Here is a 20397-nt window from a genome sequence, read left to right on the forward strand (position 1 = left end):
ACGGTAGGCGCAGCAGGCGGATATTGAAGTGCTCTGGAATGCGCCGCGCTTGGCGCATCGCGCCGCTGCCGCGACAATGCCGTGGTCCATTCCTTTCCGGGTGATTGCGCGCAATGTCCGTGGTCCGGCTTGATCGTTGGTTGGGGCTGCTTGCGGCAGTCGTATTCGTCCTGGCCGTGGCCGGCTTCGGTGCCGGCCTGGACGGCTATGCCCAGGCTCGCCACCCGGTGGCGCTGCTGGGTGCGCGCGGTGTACCGCATGCGCTGGCCTTCAATCTGCTGGGTTTCGTGCTGCCCGGCGTGCTGGCGGTGGCGGTGGCTGAGCGCCTGCGCCGCAGTCTGCCGGCCACTGCTGGCTGGGCGCCACGGGTCGGCAGCCAGATGCTGCTGCTGGCCGGTCTGGCCTTTGCCGCGATGGGGCTGCTGCCACTGGACGTGGATGACCTGCATGGGCCCGCCAGCCAGCTGCATGCCAGCGCCTGGATGATCTGGGTGCTGGGTTTCGTCGCCGGCACCGTGCTGCTGGGCGTGTCCCATCTGCGCCAGGCGCATGGCCGGGCCTCGGGCGCAGTGGCCCTGGGCTGCGGCGTGCTGGCCGCGCTGGCGGCGTTCGCCCTGCAGGGCACACTGCCGGCGCCGATGGCACAACGGCTCGCGTTCGCCTGCTGGCTGGTCTGGCTGGCGGCGGCCCTGCCGCTGTCGCGCCCGCGCTGAGACGCCTCCCCGAGCGCCGCGGCGCCGGCGTCCGGCAGGCAGGATTGGAGCCATTTGCCGCACTGCGGTACGCTGTACCGCTTTGCCGCCGCATCCGCGTGTTCCATGACCAGCGCTGAAACCAACGCCTACGACCCGCAGCAGGTTGAATCCGCCGCCCAGCAGTACTGGGACGCCACCCGTGCCTTCGAGGTCGACGAGACTTCGGACAAGCCGAAGTACTACTGCCTGTCGATGCTTCCGTACCCGTCCGGTGCGCTGCACATGGGCCACGTGCGCAATTACACGATCGGCGACGTGATCAGCCGCTACAAGCGCATGACCGGCCACAACGTGCTGCAGCCGATGGGCTGGGACGCGTTCGGCCTGCCGGCGGAAAACGCTGCGATCAAGAACAAGACCGCGCCGGCGGCGTGGACCTACAAGAACATCGACCACATGCGCAGCCAGCTGAAGTCGCTGGGCTATGCCATCGACTGGTCGCGCGAGTTCGCCACCTGCCGTCCGGACTATTACGTCCACGAGCAGCGCATGTTCACCCGCCTGATGCGCAAGGGCCTGGCCTACCGCCGCAACGCGGTGGTGAACTGGGACCCGGTCGACCAGACCGTGCTGGCCAACGAGCAGGTCATCGACGGCCGCGGCTGGCGCTCGGGCGCCCTGGTCGAGAAGCGCGAGATCCCGCAGTGGTTCCTGCGCATCACCGACTACGCCCAGGAACTGCTGGATGGCCTGGACGAGCTGGACGGCTGGCCGGAATCGGTCAAGACCATGCAGCGCAACTGGATCGGCCGTTCCGAGGGCCTGGAGATCCAGTTCGATGTGCGCGATGTCGATGGCAGCGCGCTGGACCCGCTGCGCGTGTTCACCACCCGCCCGGACACGGTGATGGGCGTGACCTTCGTGTCGATCGCTGCCGAACACCCGCTGGCGCTGCATGCGGCGAAGAACAATCCGGAACTGGCCGCGCTGCTGGCCGACCTGAAGCAGGGCGGTGTGTCCGAGGCTGAACTGGAAACCCAGGAAAAGCGCGGCATGGACACCGGCCTGCGCGCGCTGCATCCGGTCACCGGCGAGCCGGTCCCGGTGTGGGTCGCCAATTTCGTGCTGATGGGCTACGGCACCGGCGCGGTGATGGCGGTGCCGGGCCACGACCAGCGCGACAATGAAGTGGCCAACAAGTACGGCCTGCCGATCAAGCAGGTGATCGCGCTGAAGGACCCGCGCACTGAAGAAGAGCGCAACTGGGACGGTAGCCGCTGGCAGGACTGGTACAGCGACAAGAGCCGTGCCTTCGAACTGGTCAACTCGGCCGAATTCGACGGCCTGGACTTCCAGGGCGCCTTTGAAGCCCTGGCCGAACGTTTCGAGCGCAAGGCCCAGGGCCAGCGCCGCGTCAACTACCGCCTGCGCGACTGGGGCGTGAGCCGCCAGCGCTACTGGGGCTGCCCGATTCCGGTGATCTACTGCGCCAAGTGCGGCGCAGTGCCAGTGCCGGAAGAACAGCTTCCGGTGGTGCTGCCGGAGGACGTGGCGTTCTCCGGCACCGGTTCGCCGATCAAGACCGACCCGGAATGGCGCAAGACCACCTGCCCGGAATGCGGCGGCGCGGCCGAGCGCGAGACCGACACCTTCGACACCTTCATGGAGTCGAGCTGGTACTACGCCCGCTACACCTCGCCGGGTGCCCGTGATGCGGTCGACAAGCGCGGCAACTACTGGCTGCCGGTGGACCAGTACATCGGTGGCATCGAGCACGCGATCCTGCACCTGATGTATTTCCGCTTCTACCACAAGCTGCTGCGCGACGCGCGGATGGTGGACAGCAACGAACCGGCGCGCAACCTGCTGTGCCAGGGCATGGTGATCGCCGAAACCTATTACCGCCCGAACCCGGACGGCTCGAAGGACTGGATCAACCCGGCCGACGTGGAAGTACAGCGCGACGAGCGCGGCCGCATCACCGGCGCCACCCTGATCGCCGACGGCCAGCCGGTGGTGGTCGGTGGTACCGAGAAGATGTCCAAGTCGAAGAACAACGGCGTGGACCCGCAGGCGATGGTCGGCAAGTACGGCGCCGATACCGTGCGCCTGTTCTCGATGTTCGCCGCACCGCCGGAACAGTCGCTGGAGTGGAACGAAGCCGGCGTGGACGGCATGGCCCGCTTCCTGCGCCGCCTCTGGGCCCAGGTGCAGAAGCACGCTGCCGACGGTGCCGCCCCGGCACTGGATGCCGCGGCGCTGGATGCCAACCAGAAGGCGCTACGCCGCAAGACCCATGAAACCATCGGCAAGGTCGGTGACGACTATGGCCGCCGCCACAGCTTCAATACCGCGATCGCTGCGGTGATGGAGCTGATGAACGCGCTGGCCAAGTTCGAGGATGGCAGCGAGCAGGGCCGCGCGGTGCGCCAGGAAGCGCTGCAGGCGATCGTGCTGCTGCTCAACCCGATCACCCCGCATGCCAGCCACGCCCTGTGGCAGGTGCTGGGTCATGGCGAGACGCTGCTGGAAGACCAGCCGTTCCCGCAGGCCGACAGCAGCGCGCTGGTGCGCGATGCGCTGACCCTGGCGGTGCAGGTCAACGGCAAGCTGCGTGGCACCATCGAGGTGGCGGCCGATGCCGCGCGCGAGCAGGTCGAGGCGCTGGCCCTGGCCGAGCCCAACGCGGCCAGGTTCATGGAAGGCCTGACGGTGCGCAAGATCATCATCGTCCCGGGCAAGATCGTGAACATCGTCGCTGCCTGATGTCCCCGGCACCGGTCACCCGCGCGGTGGCCGGTGCCATTCCATGAGCAGGGCCGGGCGCCTGATGGCCCTGCATTCACGCGGCTTCGGGCACGCTGTGTGTTGCCGTGATCGCCCGGCTCCGCCAGACTGTCTCCATGACCCGAATCCTGCTTGCCCTCGTTCTTGTCCTCGGCCTCGCCGGCTGCGGTTTCCATCTGCGCAACAAGCTGATGCTGCCGACCGACACTGCCCCGGTGAAGGTGGTCTCCACCGCCCCGTACAGTGAACTGGTCAAGCTGCTCAACCGCAGCCTGCTGGCCTCCGGTGCCAAGCTGGCCGATGAGGACAGCAAGGGACCCAACGCCCAGCTGCAGGTGCTGTCCGAGCGCTGGGGTGACCTGCCGATCGCCATCGACTCGCAGGGCCGCGCACAGGAATACAGCCTGCGCTACGCGGTGATCTTCATCTTCCGTCGCGAGGATGGCAGCGAACTGGTGCCGCAGCAGGTGATCGAACTGTCGCGCGACTATGTGTCGCCGCCGACCGACGCCACCGGTACCACCACCGAACGCGAAATCCTGGCCACGGAGCTGCGCCGGGAAATGTCCGCCTCGATCATCCGCCGTATCGACAGCGTGGTCCGCGCCGAGATCGAGAAGGGCGGCAGCCTGTCCGCGCCGAAGGCCAAGCCGATCGAGGGTGCGGTGCCGGCCGCCGACGTCAAGCACTGAGCGGCAGCGACGATGGAACTGCGTCCGGAGCAGCTGGCCAGCCAGGGCGCTGACACCCCGTTGGCGCCGGTGTACCTGATCGCAGGCCCGGAAACCCTGCGCGTGCTGGAGGCGGCAGATGCCGTCCGCGCGCGCGCGCGCGCCTCCGGCATCGGCGAACGCGAAGTGTTCGACGCCGACGGGCGGGATTTCGACTGGAACCAGCTCGACGCCAGCTTCAATGCGCCCAGCCTGTTCAGCGCCCGCCGCCTGGTCGAGGTGCGCCTGCCCAGCGGCAAGCCCGGCAAGGACGGCGCCGAAGTGATCAGCCAGTTCTGCGCCAATCCGGCGCCGGACGTGGTGCTGATGATCACCGCCAATGAATGGAGCAAGGCCCATCAGGGCAAGTGGGCCGAGGCGGTCAGCCGCATCGGCGTGCTGTCGGTGGCCTGGGCGATCAAGCCGCACGAACTGCCGGACTGGATCGAGCGCCGCCTGCGCGGCAAGGGCCTGCGTGCCGACCCGGCCGCCGTGCAGCGCCTGGCCGAGCGGGTGGAGGGCAACCTGCTGGCCGCCGCCCAGGAAATCGACAAGCTGGCGCTGTTGGCCGATGGCCAGCCGCTGGATGTGGAGCGGATGGAATCGCTGGTGGCTGACGCTGCCCGCTACGACGTGTTCCGGCTGGTGGAGGCGACGTTCTCCGGCCAGCCGCCGGCCGTACTGCGCATGCTGGCTGGCCTGCGCGGCGAAGGCGAAGCGGTGGCCGCACTGATGCCGATCGTGATCCGAGAACTGCTGGCCGGTGCCGGCCTGGCCCGTGTGCAGGCCCGTGGCGGCAACCTGGCCGCCGAAATGAAATCGCGTGGCATCTGGGAATCACGGCAGGCGCCCTACAAGCGCGCGCTGCAGCGGCACCCGGAAGGCAAGCGCTGGGAACGCTTCGTGGCCGAAGCCGGGCTGGTCGACCGCATCGCCAAGGGGCGGGCCGACGGCGATGCCTGGCTGGCGCTGGAGCGCCTGCTGGTGGCCGTGGCCGAACCGCGTGCCGTGCGCCTGCTGGCGCGGGCCTGAGCGATGAGCCTGCGGATCTATTACGGGGGCACCTTCGATCCGGTGCACCTGGGGCATCTGGCAATCGCGCGAGCCGCCCGGGACGAACTGCAGGTGGCCGTGCGCATGTTGCCGGCAGGCGATCCGCCGCACCGTGCGGTGCCCGGCGCCACCGCCGAGCAGCGCTGCACCATGTTGTCGCTGGCCATCGGCGACGAGCCGGGCCTGCTGCTGGACCGTCGTGAACTGGACCGTGCCACGCGCTATCCCGGTCGTCCGTCCTACACCGTCGATACCCTGCGCGAGCTGCGTGGCGAGCTGGGCCCAAGCCGGCCCCTGGCCTGGCTGGTGGGCGCCGACAGCCTGCTGGGCCTGTCCGGCTGGCACGAATGGGAGGCCCTGTTCGGGCTGGCCCACTTCGTGGTGGCCGAGCGGCCGGGCAGCCCGCTGCAGGCGTCGATCGACGGTGAACTGGGGCGTGCCCTGCAGGGGCGCTGGGCCGACAACGAACAGGCCCTGTTCGCCAGCCCGGCCGGGCGCATCCTGCGCCTGCACCACCCGCTGCGCGAGGAATCGGCCAGCGCCGTGCGCTCGCAGATCGCCGCCGGTGGCCCCTGGCGCGCCCTGCTGCCGCCGGCCGTCGCGGACTACGTCGCTGCACACGGGCTGTACCGCCCGGCCACAGCGTGAATGGCGCCGCCGCGCCATCCCCGTATAATCGCCCCCACGTTTATCGAGTCGATCCACTTTGAGCAACCAGACCCAGCCCCAGACCATCAAGGTCGATCTGCCCAGCCCGCCGCCGTCCGTGCCGGAACTGCTGGCCAGCGTCCGCCAAGCCACCGAAGACCTGAAGGCCAAGGACCTGGTCGAGATCGACGTGCGCGGCCGGTCCAGCGTTGCCGACTACATGATCGTCGTTTCGGGCACCTCGACCCGCCACGTCAAGTCGATCGCCGATGAAGTCGTGCGCTTCGCCAAGAACATCGACGTGATGCCGCTGGGTGTTGAAGGCGAGCGCGAAGCCGAGTGGGTGCTGGTCGATCTGGGCGACGTGATCGTCCACGTGATGCTGCCGCGCGTGCGTGAGTTCTACGCCCTCGAGCGCCTGTGGACCGTTGGCGACCAGCCGCCGTCCAGCGACGACGAAGTGGCCTGAGCCGCACGTTGATGCATCCCTTCGACGGCGCCGATGGCGCCGTCGACGTTTTGGAGGACCGTGTAGATGAAAGCCCGCCTGATCGCCACCGGTGAACGCGCGCCCAGCTGGGTCGCGCAGGGCTTCGCCGAGTACCAGAAGCGGCTGTCGCACTGGCTGCCGTTCGAGCTGGTGGAAATCGAGCCCGGCTTGCGCGGCAAGGGACGTGATCCGCGCCGCGCCACTGAAGAGGAAGGCAAGCGGGTCATCGCTGCGCTGCCGAAGAACGCCTATGTGGTGGCACTGGATGTGCCAGGACGACAGCTGAGTTCCGAACAGCTGGCACAGCGCCTGGAGCATTGGCGCGGGCAGGGCCGCGACCTGGCGTTCCTGATTGGTGGCCCGGAAGGGCATTCGCCGGAGGTGTCCGCGCTGGCCGATGAGAAGTGGTCGATCGGACCGCTGACGCTGCCGCACATGCTGGTGCGCCTGGTGGTGGCCGAGCAGCTGTATCGGGCCGCCGCAATGATTGCCAATCACCCCTACCATCGCGCGTGAAGAGTGGTTATACTAGTCGTCTGCCCGAATAGCTCAGCCGGTTAGAGCACTTGACTGTTAATCAGGGGGTCGTTGGTTCGAGTCCAACTTCGGGCGCCACCTTGAGAAACCTGCATCGCAAGATGCAGGTTTTTTTTTGTCGCTACACTCTGCTGCTGCAACCATGGATGCCGATCATGCGCGTGCTGCTGTCCTCGAGCTTCCTGCTGCTGGCGATGGTGCCGTTCGCCACAACGAAGGCCGCGCCTTCCACCTGGCATCCGCCACAGGGCACCACCGAGCTTCCGTTGTGGCCGCAGGGCACGGTGATCGCGCCGCCGAAGTTGAAGGGGCCCGAGCAGGTCAGCGAAGTGATCTCCGAAGCCAGTGGCGAACACTGGATGATGCTGCAGAACGTCGCTGCGCCGACCCTCATCGTGTTTCCACCGAAGGGACCGGCCACCGGCACCGCAGTGATGGTGGTGCCTGGCGGAGGCTATCGGGTGCTGGCGATGGACCTGGAAGGCAGCGAGATCTGCGGCTGGCTGACCGCACAGGGCATCACCTGTGCATTGCTGAAGTACCGGGTGCCAGCCTCTGGCCCGAACTGGGACCCCGAGTGCAACTGCCGCGACATTCCGAAAGTGCCGATGGCCCTGCAGGATGCACAGCGTGCAATGGGCCTGCTGCGCGCACAGGCCGAGCGCTGGTCAATCAATCCCAAGCGGATCGGGGCGATCGGCTTTTCCGCCGGTGGTCACGTGGTGGCGGGACTGAGCACGCACGCGCTGCGCAGCTACGCGCCGGTCGATGCTGCGGATGAGCAACCCAGCCGTCCCGATTTCGCGATGGTGATGTATTCCGGGCACCTGTGGGCAGGGCACGGGAAGGGATTGTCGCTGGTCAGGGACATCACCGTGGATGACAAGGTGCCGCCGACGTTCATCGCGCAGGCCACCGACGATCGCACCGATGACGTGCGTGAATCGCTGGCCTATTACCGTGCCCTGGCGGACGCGGGCGCGCCGGTGGAAATGCACCTGTTCGCACGCGGCGGCCACGCATTCGGGCTGCGCATGAAGGATGCACCGGTCGCGGCGTGGCCGCAGCTGGCCGAGCGCTGGATGCAGGATATCGGCATGCTGGCGGAACGCCAGTTGTAGAGCCGAGCCATGCTCGGCTGCCTGTGTGAAGCCGAGCGTGGGCTCGGCTCTACAGTGCCAGCTCACCTCTGCAGAAGGCCACCAGCGTGGCGATCGCCACCGCCAGGATCGCGCCGAACAGTACCCACTCCCAGCGCGTGAATACCCGCTCGCCGCGCTGGCGCCGGGTCAAAGCGAACAACACCACGCCGGGCACGTACAGCAGTACCGACAGCAGCAGGTTGTCCAGGCCGCCGGCATACACCAGCCACAGCGCATAGGCGCTGGCCAGCAGTGCGACCCCGAAATCGCGCCAGCGCACGCCTGGTTCGCCGGCGTAGGCCTGCCCGCGCCAGGCCAGCTGCACGCCGAACGCGGTGGACAGGAAGTAGGGCACCAGGCTCATCGACGCAGCGAGCAGCACCAGCCCGGTGTAGCTGCCCGAACTGACCAGCACCATCAGCAGGAACAACTGGATCAGGCCATTGCTCAACCACAGTGCATTGGCCGGCACGCCACGCGCGTTCTCGCGGCCGAGGAAGGCCGGCATGGTGCCATCACCGGCGGCGGCATACAGCACTTCGGCGCACAGCAGCACCCAGGCCAGCAATGCGCCGAGCACGGAGACGATCGAACCGATGATGATCACCGTCGCGCCCCATTCGCCGACGATGGCGCGCAGCACGTAGGCCATCGACGGGTTGGGCAGCCCGGCAAGCTCGGCCTGCGACAGCACGCCCATCGACAGCAGGCTGACCAGTACCAGCAGCAGCCAGACCCCGAGGAAACCGATCACCGTGGCACGGCCGACGTCGGCACGGCGCGCGGCACGCCGCGAATAGATGCTGGCCCCTTCGATGCCGATGAACACCCACACGGTCACCAGCATCATGCCGCGCAACTGCTGGCCGAGGTCGCCGAGTGCGGGCGTACCGAGGAAATCGGCGCGGAACACGTCCATGCGGAACGCGCCCGCCGCCAGGATCAGGAACAACGCGATGGGCAGCAGCTTGGCCACCGTCACCAGGCCGTTGACGATGGCGGCCGTGCGCAGGCCGCGCAGCACCAGCAGGTGCACGGTCCACAGCAGCAGTGATGAAGCGGCTACGGCGGCGGGTGTATTGCCTTCACCGAAGACCGGCACGAAGTGGCCGAGGCCACTGAAGATCAGTACGAAGAAGCTGGCGTTGCCGAGCACCGACGCCACCCAGTAGCCCCACGCCGCGGAGAAGCCGATGTAGTTGCCGAAGCCTTCGCGCGCATAGGCGTAGATGCCGGTATCCAGGTCGGGGCGACGATTGGCCAGGGCCTGGAACACGAAGGCCAGCATCAGCATGCCGGCGCCACTGACCGCCCAGCCGATCAAGGCGGCGGCCGGGCCGGCGCTGCGCGCGACGTTCTGCGGCAGTGAAAAGATGCCGGCGCCGACCATCGAGCCGACTACCAGTGCAGTCAACGCGGGCAGGCCCAGCCGTTGCGATGTCGCGGCCATGGAGATCCCCTGCGGCGCGAATGCCGCGAGCATACGGTAGCCATGTCCTCGTGAACATGTCCGCAAGAGTCAGCAGGCAAGCGCCAGCCTGCAGGAACCGGCCCGCGTGAAAACGACGAAGGCCCGGGCAACGGCCCGGGCCTTCGAAGGTGACGCTGCAACCGGTCTTACTTGAACGTGTACTTGAAGCCGACGGTGTAGTAACGGCCCAGCGCACCGGAGAAGTGCATCGGGTTGTAGTTCACCGCGCCGTAGGTGGTCGGATCGAGCGGGGCGATGCGGTCGAACACGTTGGCCACCGAGGCGTTGAGTTCGAACGAGTCGTTGATGCTCCAGCGACCGGACAGGTCCATCGTGGTGAACGAAGAGATCTTCTTCACCGGCGTACCGTCAGCGTAGAAGGCCAGGTAGCTGCCACCACGGCTGTCGATGTTGTCCATCTTGCTGATGTAGTTGACGATGCCGCTGACGCTCCACGGGCCCTGCTTCCAGGTGGTGCCGAAGTTGACCTTGTCCTTCGGCGTACCGATGCAGTTGGTGACGTCGCAGTTGCCGTGGGTACCCACGTAATCAACCGTGTCGCCGCCTTCGGTGCGCTCGAACTTCAGGATGTGGCTCCACTGCAGGTCCAGCTCCAGCTGGCCCGGGCCGATCTCGAAGGTCTGGCGGATATCGGTATCGATACCGCGCACGCGCGACGAGCTGGCATTCACGTAGCCGGTGTTGACCGCCAGGATGGTGCCGCTGTTGGCCACGCCATTGAGATTGTTGCTGTCGCGCAGCACGTTGCCGGCCAGGATCGCCGCCGCCGTGCTGCCCTGCACGATCTCGTTGGTACGCTTGATCTGCCAGGCATCGACGGTCATCGAGGTGGTCGAAGTCGGCTGCAGCACGATGCCGACCGAGTAGCTCTTGGACTCTTCCGGCTTCAGCAGCTTGTTCGGCTTGGTGATGATCGCCACCGAATTGGCGCCACATTCGCTGGCAGCGCCGCCGCTGATCTGGCAACGCACCGGGTCGACCGCAGTGGAGAAGGCGGCCAGGCCACCGTCACCGTTCTCGGCCGGGTTCGGCGCGCGGAAACCTTCGGCGTAGCTGGCGCGCAGGGCGATCCAGTCGGCCGGGGTCCACTTCACGCCCAGCTTCGGCGTAGCCTTGCCTTCGCCGCTTTCGTACTTGTCGTAACGCAGGGCGCCGGACAGTTCCAGCTGTTCCAGCACCGGTGCCGACAGTTCGACGTAGCCGGCGTAGACGTTCTGGGTGCCGTCATAGGCCGAGTAGCCCAGGCCGATGATGTCGCCCTGGTCGGTGTAGGTCTGCGGGGTCAGGCTGTTGCTGGTCTTGCGCCACTCGGTACCGATCGCCAGGCCCAGCGGACCACCCTTCAGGTCCATCAGGCTGCGCGAGACGGTGAAGTCGAACATGTCCAGGCTGGACTTGGCGCGGGCGCTGATCGTGGGCGAGATGTAGTCGTACAGCGCCTGCGAGTTCTTGCCGGCATCATCACCGATACGCCACACGCCACCGGCGCAGTTGGCATTGCCCAGTGCACACTGGACGGCGCTGTAGCGCAGGAAGCCGGTGCGCTTGTTGGTCAGGTCGGTGCCCGAGTGCAGGTAGGCGGTGTCGTAGCTCCAGTCGCCCCAGTTGCCCTTGATGCCGACCAGGAAGCGGTTGAACTCATTGGTGTTGTCGGTCACGCGCGGGCCGACATCCCAGGCCGAGTAACGCACGCGGCGCGCCGTGCCCGGGGTCGGGTTGTCGGGATGGTTCGGGCCCAGCACGGTGGCACCGGGGCCACTGTTGGCGTTGACCGGGCCGCCCGGATAGCCCCAGCCGCCCGACACGCCGGACGGGGTGTTGCTGAAGATGGTTTCCTTCTTCGAGTAGCCGATCTCGGTGTAGATCTCGCCGCCTTCACCGAAGGCGAAGCTGGCGCGACCGAACACGTTGACGTACTTCTCTTCCGGAATCAGGTCGCGGTACTGCTGCGCCGGATCCCACAGGCAGCCATCGGCGGCGATGCTGGCCGGGGTCTGCCCACCGATGGTGGTCAGGCCGGCGCAACCCGGCAGCGGCACCAGATGGCCGGTGGCGTCGAGGTAGGAGCCATTCGGGCCGGAACCGCCGGAGGTGCCACCACGGGTGTAGGCACCGCCGAGGAACTGGGCGGTCTTGTCATAGCCCCACGGGCGGGTGTCACCGGTACCGATCCACTTGCGGTTCTTGCGGTCGCTGATCTTGATCGCGTCGGTCTTGCCAACGTCCAGGCTGAAGAAGGCGTTCCAGCCATCGGTGGCCAGGTCGCCGGTACCGGCGGTCAGGGTTGCCTTCCGGGCGTCGCCATCGCTGTCACCGGACAGGCCGTAGGAGCCACGCAGGATGGCGCCCTGGAAGTCGCTGCGCAGGATGATGTTGACCACGCCAGCGATGGCATCGGAGCCGTAGATCGCCGAAGCGCCGTCCTTCAGGACTTCCACGCGCTCGACGGCATCGAGCGGAATGGTGCTGAGGTCGGTGAAGACCTTCTGTCCGTCATCGGCCAGGCCATAGGTGGCCATGCGGCGGCCGTTCAACAGTACCAGCGTCGAGCCGGCGCCCAGGCCGCGCAGCGAGATGCCGGCACCACCGCCGGCGAAACCGTTGCCGAAGGTCTTGGGAATTGAGCCGGCGCCATCGGCGGTGATGGTCTGCAGGTACTCGGCCAGCGAGGTCTTGCCGGTGCGGTCGATTTCCTGGCGGGTCACCACCTGCACCGGCGACGGTGTCTCGGTGTTGGTGCGCGGGATGTTGGAGCCGGTGACCGTGATGCGGTCGAGGTTGGTGGCCTTTTCCTGCGCGAAGGCGGAGGAGGAAGCGACGGCGCCGGCCAGCAGCAGGGCGCCGCCGGTGAGGATGTGGGTGATGGACGATGCCAGGGTGCTGCGGCGGCGGCTGGCGGGCCGTTGGATCGGGTGTTTCACAGCTTCTCTCCTAACTGGAAAACCGTAGCGTTGAGGGCTGTCGCCGGATCGATACCGGGACGCGCCAATCTAGGTTTCCTGCAGGTGACGAAGTCGTGAAATTTTGCTTAATCGGTAACGCTTGGTCCCTGGCCTCTCCGCATTTCCCGGGCAGCGGCAGGGACCGGCCCGGCGCGAGGCCGGGCCGGTGGTGGGGCTCAGTCGGGCAGCGAGAACTGTACCGGTACCAGGCCGATGGCCGGAACTGCCACGCCGTCACGCTGGGCAGGCTCGAAGCGCCAGTGCCGGAGCACCTGCTGGCGGGCGGCCTGGTCCAGGTTGCGCGAGCCGCTGCTGCGCTCGACGCCGACCGCGACCGGTTGGCCATGGCTGTCCACTTCCACCCGCAACAGCACCGTGCCCTGTTCGTGGTTGCGCAGGGACTGGATGGGGTAGGTCGGCGGCGGGGCGCTGCGGTACTGCAGCTGGGCGCCGGCCAGAGGGGTGGACGTGTCGATGCTGGGCGCCAGCTGCGGCGGAGCCGGTTCGGTGGCCGGCAACGCGATGCCCTGGGTCTCCTCCACGGTCGCGGTGGGCGCGGGCAGTGGCGGCACCACCGGGTGCGTTCGCGGTTTCGGCACCACCTGGACGATCTCCTTGGGCGTGACCGGAACCGGCGGCGTTGGCGGTGGCGGGATCTTCTCGATCAGCCGGACCGGCGTCTTTTCACGCGGGACCTGCACGGCCTGGTAGGTCGCAGGGATGAGCAGCAACAGGAAGGCCAGCAGGTGCAGGGCGATCGCCGCGCTCCAGGCGGCCACCCGGGCGGGGTCGAAATGCAGGGATGCAACGGGGTACGTACGAACCATGATCCACCTCCATGCCAGTGACGAAGTCCTCAACGCACCAGGGGCCCGTGGCGGGGTTGCCGCACGCGGCTGGCAGTCCATCAGTAGCGCGGCACGACGGCTACTGCCTAGAGGCAGGGGCATGATCGTTGGGCTGGCCTTCAGCCAGTGTCGGCGGAGGGCACGAAAAAGGCGGGCCCCCTGCGGGACCCGCCTGTGTCGTCGACCGCGGCGGACGCGATCAGCGGCCCAGTTCGAACACCACGTCCAGGTTGACCGAGACGGTCGATTCGCCCGGTGCGACCGGGGTGGCCTTGTCCATCGCCGCACCGGCCGCCATGGTGCGCATCATCTGCATCGGGCGGAAACCGCCGCTGCTGTTCTCGGAGATGCTGACGATGCGGCGCACCTGCAGGCCCAGCGACTTGGCATAGGTCTGGGCGCGGGCCTGGGCCTTCTTCAGCGCGGCCAAGCGGGCTTCGTCATAGACCGGTTCCGGCTGGTCGATCTCGAAGCTGGGGCCGTTGATCTGGTTGGCGCCCTGAGCGGCCAGCGCATCGAGCACCTTGCCGAGCTTGGCGATGTCACGGACCTTCAGGCTGACCGTGTTGCTGGCCTGGTAGCCGGTGATCTTCGGCGCCTCGTTGTCGGCATAGCGGTACTGCGGGTTGAGGCTGACGCCGCTGGTCTGCACGTCGCGCTCGGCGATGCCGGCGGCCTTGATCGCGGCCAGCACCTTGTCCATCTGCTGGGCGTTCTGGCGCATGGCGCTGTTGCCGTCGGCGGCCTGGGTGACCACGCCGGCCGACAGGGTGGCGACGTCCGGCACGCGGGTGGCCTCGGCGTTGGCCGAAATGTTCAGCAGGGTGCCTTCGGCCGCGGCGGCGATCGACGGCGACGACGACGGAGCAGCATGGGCAGTCATCGAGGTTCCAAGGGCGAGGGACAGGGCGAGCAGCAGCGGGGTGGCGGTCAGGCGCATGGGATCTCCTTGTTGTGCGGTGAGGGTGGTGTCGTAGCGATGAACGCGCTGTGAGCCTGTAAGGGGTTGTACGCGTTCCGTAACGGGTTGCCGACGATTCAGGTGACGGGCTCAGGTTATGCTGTGCCGATGCTCTATCTTGCTTCCCGCTCCCCCCGACGCAACCAGTTGCTGGCCCGACTCGGACGCCCCTTCCAGGCCCTGGACCTGGAGGTCGTCGAGCAGCGCGCCGCGACCGAGAGTGCCGAACAGTATGTGTGCCGGGTCGCCGCCGACAAGGCGCGCGCCGGGCTGGCCCGGGTGCTGGCCGAAGACCCGCAGGCGCGGGTGCTCGGCTCGGACACCGAGGTGGTGCTGGACGGTGAAGTGTTCGGCAAGCCGGCCGACGCCGCCGGCGCGCGCGCGATGCTGGCGCGCCTGGCCGGGCGCACCCACCAGGTGATGACTGCGGTGGTGGTGGTCGGCGCCGACGGGCTGGACAGCGAACTGGTCATTTCCGAAGTGACCTTCGCCCCGATCGCCGCCGCCGACATCGCCGCCTATGTCGCCACCGGCGAGCCGTTGGACAAGGCCGGGGCCTACGCCATCCAGGGCGGGGCCGAGCGCTGGATCGAACATCTTTCCGGCAGCTACTCCGGCGTCATGGGGCTGCCATTGCTGCATACCGATCGTCTGCTGGCGCGCTGTGGCGTGCCGGCCCCCACTGCCGATGCCGCCAGGGAGGCTGCCGATGTCTGAGGAAATCCTGGTCAATGTGACCCCCCGCGAAACCCGGGTCGCGGTGATCGAGAACGGCATGCTGCAGGAACTGCACATCGAGCGCGGCTGGCGCCGGGGTGTGGTCGGCAACATCTACAAGGGCAAGGTGCAGCGGGTCATGCCCGGCATGCAGGCCGCGTTCGTCGAGGTCGGCCTGGAGCGCGCCGCGTTCCTGCACGCCAACGACGTGGTGCGCCCGGCCCCGGTGGCCAGTGCCGACACCGAGAACACGACCCTGCCGCCGCCGGCCAGCGTGCCGATCGTCGAGCTGCTGCGTGACGGCCAGGACATCGTGGTGCAGGTGGTGAAGGACCCGATCGGCACCAAGGGTGCACGCCTGACCACGCAGATCAGCATTCCCTCGCGCTACATGGTGCTGCTGCCGCAGTCCAAGGTGGTGGGGGTGTCCGCGCGCATCGAGGATGAAACCGAGCGCGCCCGCCTGAAGGCGCTGGTGACCGAGTTGTCGGCGCAGCACGGCGGCTACGGCTACATCGTGCGCACCAACGCCGAAGGGCAGCCGGCCGAGGCCATCGCCGAGGACATCGCCTACCTGTCGCGCGTGTGGAACGTGGTCGAGCGCCGCGGCCGCGAAGCGCCGTCGTGCAGCATCATCTATGAAGACCTGAGCCTGCCGCTGCGGTCGGTGCGCGACCTGATCCGCAAGGACGTGGACAAGGTGAAGGTGGACTCGAAGGAGACCTTCGGCCAACTGCAGGCCTTCGTCGCCAAGTACATGCCGGTGCTGGCCGAGAAGCTGGAGCTGTACTCCGGTGACCGCCCGATCTTCGACATGTTCGGCGTGGAGGACGAGATCGGCCGCGCGCTGGACAAGCAGGTGCCGCTGAAATCCGGTGGCTACCTGGTGATCGACCAGACCGAGGCGATGACCACCATCGACGTCAACACCGGCTCGTTCCTCGGCCAGCGCAACCTGGAAGAAACGGTGTTCCGCACCAACCTGGAAGCGGCGCAGGCGGTGGCGCGGCAGCTGCGGCTGCGCAACCTGGGCGGCATCATCATCATCGACTTCATCGACATGGATGATGCGGAGCATCGTCGCCAGGTGCTGCGCACGCTGGAAAAGGCGCTGGCCCGCGACCATGCCAAGACCACGGTCTATGATTTCTCGCCGCTGGGCCTGGTGGAGATGACCCGCAAGCGTACGGTGGAAAGCCTGGAGCGCCAGCTGTCGGAGACCTGCCCGCAGTGCAGCGGCCGCGGCAGCATCAAGACCACCGAGACGGTGACCTATGAGATCTTCCGCGAGATCACCCGTGCCGTGCGCCAGTTCGATGCTGCGCGCCTGCTGGTGATCGCCTCGACCAAGGTGGTCGCGCGAATTACCGATGAGGAATCCTCGGCGGTGGCCGAGCTGGAAGAGTTCCTCGGCAAGAGCATCCGCTTCCAGGCGGACGAGCAGTACCTGCAGGAGCAATTCGATGTCGTTCTGCTCTGATCCTCGCCGGCTGCAGGCCGGCGGTGGCCGATGAGCGCGCCGCCGCGCCTGCGACTGCGAAGGATCCGCCGTCATTTCATTGCCGCCTGTGCGGTGGGCCTGGTCGGGCTTGCACTGCTGGTGGGCACGCTCAGCCAGCTGCTGCCGCTGGCCGAGCGTCATCCTGACAGGATCGCCGCTTGGCTGAGCGAGCGTGCCGGCCAGCCGGTGCGTTTCGACCAGCTGCAGACCGCCTGGACCCGTCGTGGCCCGCTGCTGCAGCTGAAAGGCCTGCGCATCGGCGCCGGGCAGGGCCTGGCGATCGGCGAGGCCGAGGTGCTGGTATCGATGTACAGCGGGCTGCTGCCCGGGCGCTCGCTGACCGAGCTGCGCCTGCGTGGCTTGGCGCTGGATCTGCAGCAGGGCGAGGACGGACGCTGGACGGTGCGCGGGCTGCCGCAATCGGACAACGGCGGCGATCCGCTGGATGCGCTGCGCCGGCTGGGCGAGCTGCAGGTGATCGGAGGGCGCCTGGGCGTGCACGCGCCGACGTTGGGCATCGACACCACGCTGCCGCGCATCGACCTGCGCATGCGGGTCAATGGCGATCGCCTGCGCGTGGGCGTACGCGCCTGGGCGCAGCCCGAAGCGCTGCCGCTGACCGCGGTGCTGGACGTGGACCGTGCGCGCGGCAACGGCGAGGCCTGGCTGGGCGCCGACCCGGTCGATTTCCACGCCTGGGCGCCCTTGCTGGCGGCTGGCGGCGTGCGCCTGCGCGAGGGCAAGGGCGAGTTGAACCTGTGGTTGACCTTGCGCGATTTCGCGCCGGTGGCGCTGACCACGGATTCGGACCTGCGCGACGTGCGCATTGATGGCGCACCGATACCCGGCATGGCGGCGCCGCAGCTGCAGCTGCAGCGACTGCAGGCCCGCCTGCGCTGGCAGCGCCAGGCCGAGGGCTGGGCGCTGCAGGTACCGCAGCTGCGGCTGAAGAATGAAGACGGCGAGCAGCGCCTCGATGGCCTGCAGCTGCAGGTCGGCAAACAGCTGCAGGTCCGTTCCGGTGAAGTGCAGGCCGGCATCGCACTGCGTGCGCTGGCCCTGAGTGATCGCCTTGAGCCGGGCCTGCGTCGCTGGCTGTTCCTGTCCAGGCCGCAGCTGGACGTGCGCGCGTTGCAGCTGTCGGGCGAACGCGATGGCCCCCTGTGGGCGCAGGGTGAACTGCAGTCGCTGGGTTTCGCCAGCGTGGGCAACTCGCCCGGCCTGCGCGGCCTGGGCGGGCGCTTTGAAGGCGACGCCGACGGCTTCAGCCTGCAGCTGCAACCGCAACGGCAGCTGCAGTTCGATTGGCCGACCGGCTTCGGCGTGCGCCATGACCTGCACCTGGCCGGACAGATCGTGGGCTGGCGCGACGAGGGCGGTGGTTGGCGGATCGGGACGCCGGCGATGCGTGTGGAAGGCACCGACTACGCGGCCGACGTGCGCGGCGGGGTCTGGTTCCAGGGCGACGGCACGCGGCCGTGGCTGCAGCTGGCCGCGAAGCTGGACGACGTGCCGATGACGGCGGCCAAGCGCTTCTGGATCCACTCCAAGATGAGCAAGGGCGCCACCGACTGGCTGGACATGGCGCTGGCTGGCGGCCAGGTGCGCAATGGCGTCGGCCTGGTCACCGGTGACCTGGACGACTGGCCGTTCGACAACAATGATGGCCGCTTCGAGGCCACCGGCCACATCACCAATGGCGACATCCGCTTCCAGCACGACTGGCCGCTGATGAGCCAGGTCGACGCCGACATCGCCTTCATCGGCCCTGGCTTCGACATGCGTGGACGGGGTGATCTTGCCGGCGTGGCGGTACAGAAATTCGAAGCGGGCATTCCGGACTTCGGGCACCAGCCGTTGTACGTACGTGCCGATGCGCCGAGCGAGGCCGGCAAGCTGCTGGCGATGCTGCGCCTGAGCCCGTTGCACAAGGATTACGGCGATACGCTGGACAATCTGGTCGCCAGCGGTCCGGCCCATGTGACCTTCGATCTGCTGCAGCCGCTGCATCAGGATGAAGGCGAGGGCCACCTGCAGGGCACGGTCGATCTGGCCGGCGTGAAGCTGGTCGACAAGCGCTTCCAGCTGACCTTTGACAACATGCACGGGCAGGCGCGCTACAGCAATGGCGGTTTCGGCGCCGAGGACCTGGCGGTGCGCCACCTCGGCCAGGAAGGACGGCTGAGCCTGCGTGCCGGCGGTTACGTGCATGACAGCACGCGCGCCTTCGAGTCGCAGCTGACCGCCCGCCTCGATGCCAGCGTGCTGATCGACCGTGCTCCCGAGATGGCCTGGCTCAAGCCTTACATCAACGGCAATTCGGCCTGGACCATCGGCGTCAACCTGCCCAAGGTGGCGCCCGGCGCGCCTGCGCCGCCGAGCGAGCTGCGACTGAGTTCGGACCTGGTCGGCACCCGGCTCGACCTGCCGGCGCCGCTGGACAAGCCGGCCGCCGAGCCGCTGGCGACCACGGTGGCCGCGCAGCTGCCGATGGGCGCCGGCCGCATCGACGTAGCGTTCGGCCAGCGCCTGGCCCTGGCCGCGCGCAGCCACAACAACCAGACCGGTGTGCAGGTCACGCTGGGCAGCGACCATGTCGACCGCGAGCCGCCGGCGAGCGGACTGACGGTCAATGGCCGCAGCCCGACCCTGGATGCGCTGGAGTGGATCAGCCTGGCGCGCGGTGGAAGTGACGACGACGCGATGCCGCTGCGCGCGGTCGACGTGCAGGTCGGCCAGCTCAAGCTGATCGGCGGAGTGTTCGAGCAGACCCGGCTGCAGCTGCACCCGGGCCCGCAGGCACTGGACGTGCGCCTGGACGGGCCGTCGCTGGCCGGCCGCCTGACCGTACCCAACGCCGACGGCGGCACCATCAGCGGCCAGCTTGACCGCGTGCACTGGCAGTCACTGCCGACGGCACCGGGTGCGGCCGCCGCGCCGGCGCGGGTACAGGCCGGTGCCAATGACATGGACCCGGCCAAGCTGCCGCCGTTCGCGCTGGACATCGCCGACCTGAAGTTCGGCAAGGTGGTGCTGGGCCAGGCGGTGCTGCGCACGCGCCCGCTGGCCAACGGCCTGAACGTGGACGCGTTGCGCTTCCGCGCGCCGGACCAGGAAATCGACATCACCGGCCGCTGGCTCGGCCGTACGGGCGGCGCCCGTACCGAACTGACCGCGCAGGTGCGCAGCGAGGACCTGGGCGGGCTGATGCAGAACCTTGATTACGGCGGCCAGCTGCGCGGCGGTTCCGGCCAGGCGCAGCTGCAGGCGGCCTGGAGCGGGGGGCCGTCGGACTTCCAGCTGGGCAACCTGCAGGGCAGCCTCGACCTGCATGCGCGCAATGGCCAGCTGCTGGAGCTGGAGCCGGGCGCCGGCCGCGTGCTGGGCCTGCTCAGCGTCGCGCAGCTGCCGCGGCGGATGATGTTCGATTTCCGCGACTTCTTCTCCAAGGGCTTCGCGTTCAACCAGATCGAGGGCAGCATGCAGTTCGGTCAGGGCATGGCGCGCACCGACAAGGTGCTGATCGAAGGCCCGGCGGCCAACATCACCATCCGTGGCCAGGCCGACCTGCGCAACCAGCAGTTCGACCAGACCATCGACGTCAACCCGCGCGCGGGCAACCTGCTGACCGTGGTCGGTGCGGTGGCCGGCGGCCCGGTGGGGGCGGCGCTGGGCGCGGCCACCAATGCGGTATTGTCCAAGCCGCTGGGCGAGATTGGCGCCCGTACCTACAAGGTGACCGGTCCATGGAAGGAGCCGAAGGTGGAAGTGATCGAGCGCAGCCGCGACAAGACCCCATCACCGCCCGTGCCGGCACCTGCACCGGCCATTCCGCCGACCGTCACCGACCTGCCGCGCTCGCGCTGAGCACGGC

At 68.1% G+C, this 20397-nt stretch carries 15 protein-coding genes and 1 tRNA gene; 12 read left to right on the forward strand and 4 right to left on the reverse strand.

The window, feature by feature from the left end:
* Positions 1–113: 113 nt before the first annotated feature.
* From VG561_RS16245 to VG561_RS16285, 9 genes are all read left to right on the forward strand, one after another.
* Positions 114–713 carry a DUF998 domain-containing protein gene (locus VG561_RS16245; protein WP_046431876.1) on the forward strand — a complete coding sequence of 200 codons (600 nt, stop codon included), beginning with the start codon at positions 114–116 and terminating at the stop codon, positions 711–713.
* Between the two features lie 105 nt (positions 714–818).
* Positions 819–3461, forward strand: a complete 2643-nt coding sequence (leuS, locus tag VG561_RS16250) for a leucine--tRNA ligase (RefSeq protein WP_164077469.1) — start codon at positions 819–821, stop codon at positions 3459–3461.
* 137 nt (positions 3462–3598) lie between these two features.
* Positions 3599–4174, forward strand: coding sequence for an LPS assembly lipoprotein LptE (gene lptE / locus VG561_RS16255; RefSeq protein WP_032961942.1), 576 nt, complete (start codon positions 3599–3601; stop codon positions 4172–4174).
* Between the two features lie 12 nt (positions 4175–4186).
* Positions 4187–5224: a DNA polymerase III subunit delta gene (holA, locus tag VG561_RS16260; RefSeq protein ID WP_032961944.1), complete on the forward strand. Its 1038-nt coding sequence runs from the start codon at positions 4187–4189 to the stop codon at positions 5222–5224.
* A gap of 3 nt (positions 5225–5227) precedes the next feature.
* On the forward strand, positions 5228–5893 hold the full coding sequence (nadD, locus tag VG561_RS16265; RefSeq protein ID WP_014647945.1) for a nicotinate-nucleotide adenylyltransferase: 666 nt from the start codon (positions 5228–5230) through the stop codon (positions 5891–5893).
* Positions 5894–5951: 58 nt separating this feature from the next.
* The gene (gene rsfS, locus VG561_RS16270; RefSeq protein WP_005418109.1) at positions 5952–6362 is read left to right on the forward strand and encodes a ribosome silencing factor; all 411 of its coding nucleotides are present in this window, start codon (positions 5952–5954) and stop codon (positions 6360–6362) included.
* A 66-nt stretch (positions 6363–6428) separates the two neighbouring features.
* Positions 6429–6899: a 23S rRNA (pseudouridine(1915)-N(3))-methyltransferase RlmH gene (gene rlmH / locus VG561_RS16275; RefSeq protein WP_014647944.1), complete on the forward strand. Its 471-nt coding sequence runs from the start codon at positions 6429–6431 to the stop codon at positions 6897–6899.
* 22 nt (positions 6900–6921) lie between these two features.
* A tRNA-Asn gene (locus VG561_RS16280) sits at positions 6922–6998 on the forward strand.
* 116 nt (positions 6999–7114) lie between these two features.
* Complete coding sequence (locus VG561_RS16285) at positions 7115–8041, forward strand: alpha/beta hydrolase (RefSeq protein WP_423179801.1); 927 nt, start codon at positions 7115–7117, stop codon at positions 8039–8041.
* A gap of 49 nt (positions 8042–8090) precedes the next feature.
* On the opposite strand, the gene VG561_RS16290 is transcribed toward VG561_RS16285, so the two are convergent.
* The 4 genes from VG561_RS16290 to VG561_RS16305 form a co-directional block, all read right to left on the reverse strand.
* The gene (locus VG561_RS16290) at positions 8091–9512 is read right to left on the reverse strand and encodes a basic amino acid/polyamine antiporter (protein WP_046431885.1); all 1422 of its coding nucleotides are present in this window, start codon (positions 9510–9512) and stop codon (positions 8091–8093) included.
* 167 nt (positions 9513–9679) lie between these two features.
* A complete protein-coding gene (locus VG561_RS16295; RefSeq protein WP_014647941.1) occupies positions 9680–12475 on the reverse strand; it encodes a TonB-dependent receptor in 2796 nt (931 codons plus the stop codon).
* 197 nt (positions 12476–12672) lie between these two features.
* Complete coding sequence (locus tag VG561_RS16300; protein ID WP_423179799.1) at positions 12673–13323, reverse strand: energy transducer TonB; 651 nt, start codon at positions 13321–13323, stop codon at positions 12673–12675.
* 220 nt (positions 13324–13543) lie between these two features.
* Positions 13544–14284, reverse strand: a complete 741-nt coding sequence (locus VG561_RS16305; protein ID WP_423179800.1) for an SIMPL domain-containing protein — start codon at positions 14282–14284, stop codon at positions 13544–13546.
* 129 nt (positions 14285–14413) lie between these two features.
* Between VG561_RS16305 and VG561_RS16310 the strand changes: the two genes are divergently transcribed.
* Genes VG561_RS16310 through VG561_RS16320 form a run of 3 tightly spaced genes read left to right on the forward strand, consistent with a single transcriptional unit; the run spans position 14414 to position 20390 of the window.
* On the forward strand, positions 14414–15022 hold the full coding sequence (locus tag VG561_RS16310; RefSeq protein ID WP_032961948.1) for a Maf family nucleotide pyrophosphatase: 609 nt from the start codon (positions 14414–14416) through the stop codon (positions 15020–15022).
* Entirely contained in the window at positions 15015–16502 is a 1488-nt protein-coding gene (gene rng, locus VG561_RS16315) for a ribonuclease G (RefSeq protein ID WP_005418079.1), read from the forward strand. The genes VG561_RS16310 and rng overlap by 8 nt, the downstream gene beginning before the upstream one ends.
* A 30-nt stretch (positions 16503–16532) precedes the next feature.
* On the forward strand, positions 16533–20390 hold the full coding sequence (locus VG561_RS16320; protein WP_197574844.1) for a YhdP family protein: 3858 nt from the start codon (positions 16533–16535) through the stop codon (positions 20388–20390).
* Positions 20391–20397 lie beyond the last annotated feature (7 nt).

This window comes from Stenotrophomonas sp. CASM110 (assembly GCF_049384345.1).
In the GTDB taxonomy this organism is placed as follows: Bacteria; Pseudomonadota; Gammaproteobacteria; order Xanthomonadales; family Xanthomonadaceae; genus Stenotrophomonas; species Stenotrophomonas muris.

Coding starts and splice junctions, on each gene's coding strand:
- holA (WP_032961944.1), top strand. CDS start 4,187: ATGGAACTGCGTCCGGAGCAGCTGGCCAGCCAGGGCGCTGACACCCCG.
- leuS (WP_164077469.1), top strand. CDS start 819: ATGACCAGCGCTGAAACCAACGCCTACGACCCGCAGCAGGTTGAATCC.
- nadD (WP_014647945.1), top strand. CDS start 5,228: ATGAGCCTGCGGATCTATTACGGGGGCACCTTCGATCCGGTGCACCTG.
- rlmH (WP_014647944.1), top strand. CDS start 6,429: ATGAAAGCCCGCCTGATCGCCACCGGTGAACGCGCGCCCAGCTGGGTC.
- VG561_RS16310 (WP_032961948.1), top strand. CDS start 14,414: ATGCTCTATCTTGCTTCCCGCTCCCCCCGACGCAACCAGTTGCTGGCC.
- VG561_RS16290 (WP_046431885.1), bottom strand. CDS start 9,512: ATGGCCGCGACATCGCAACGGCTGGGCCTGCCCGCGTTGACTGCACTG.
- rng (WP_005418079.1), top strand. CDS start 15,015: ATGTCTGAGGAAATCCTGGTCAATGTGACCCCCCGCGAAACCCGGGTC.
- VG561_RS16300 (WP_423179799.1), bottom strand. CDS start 13,323: ATGGTTCGTACGTACCCCGTTGCATCCCTGCATTTCGACCCCGCCCGG.
- VG561_RS16305 (WP_423179800.1), bottom strand. CDS start 14,284: ATGCGCCTGACCGCCACCCCGCTGCTGCTCGCCCTGTCCCTCGCCCTT.
- VG561_RS16285 (WP_423179801.1), top strand. CDS start 7,115: ATGGTGCCGTTCGCCACAACGAAGGCCGCGCCTTCCACCTGGCATCCG.
- lptE (WP_032961942.1), top strand. CDS start 3,599: ATGACCCGAATCCTGCTTGCCCTCGTTCTTGTCCTCGGCCTCGCCGGC.
- VG561_RS16320 (WP_197574844.1), top strand. CDS start 16,533: ATGAGCGCGCCGCCGCGCCTGCGACTGCGAAGGATCCGCCGTCATTTC.
- VG561_RS16245 (WP_046431876.1), top strand. CDS start 114: ATGTCCGTGGTCCGGCTTGATCGTTGGTTGGGGCTGCTTGCGGCAGTC.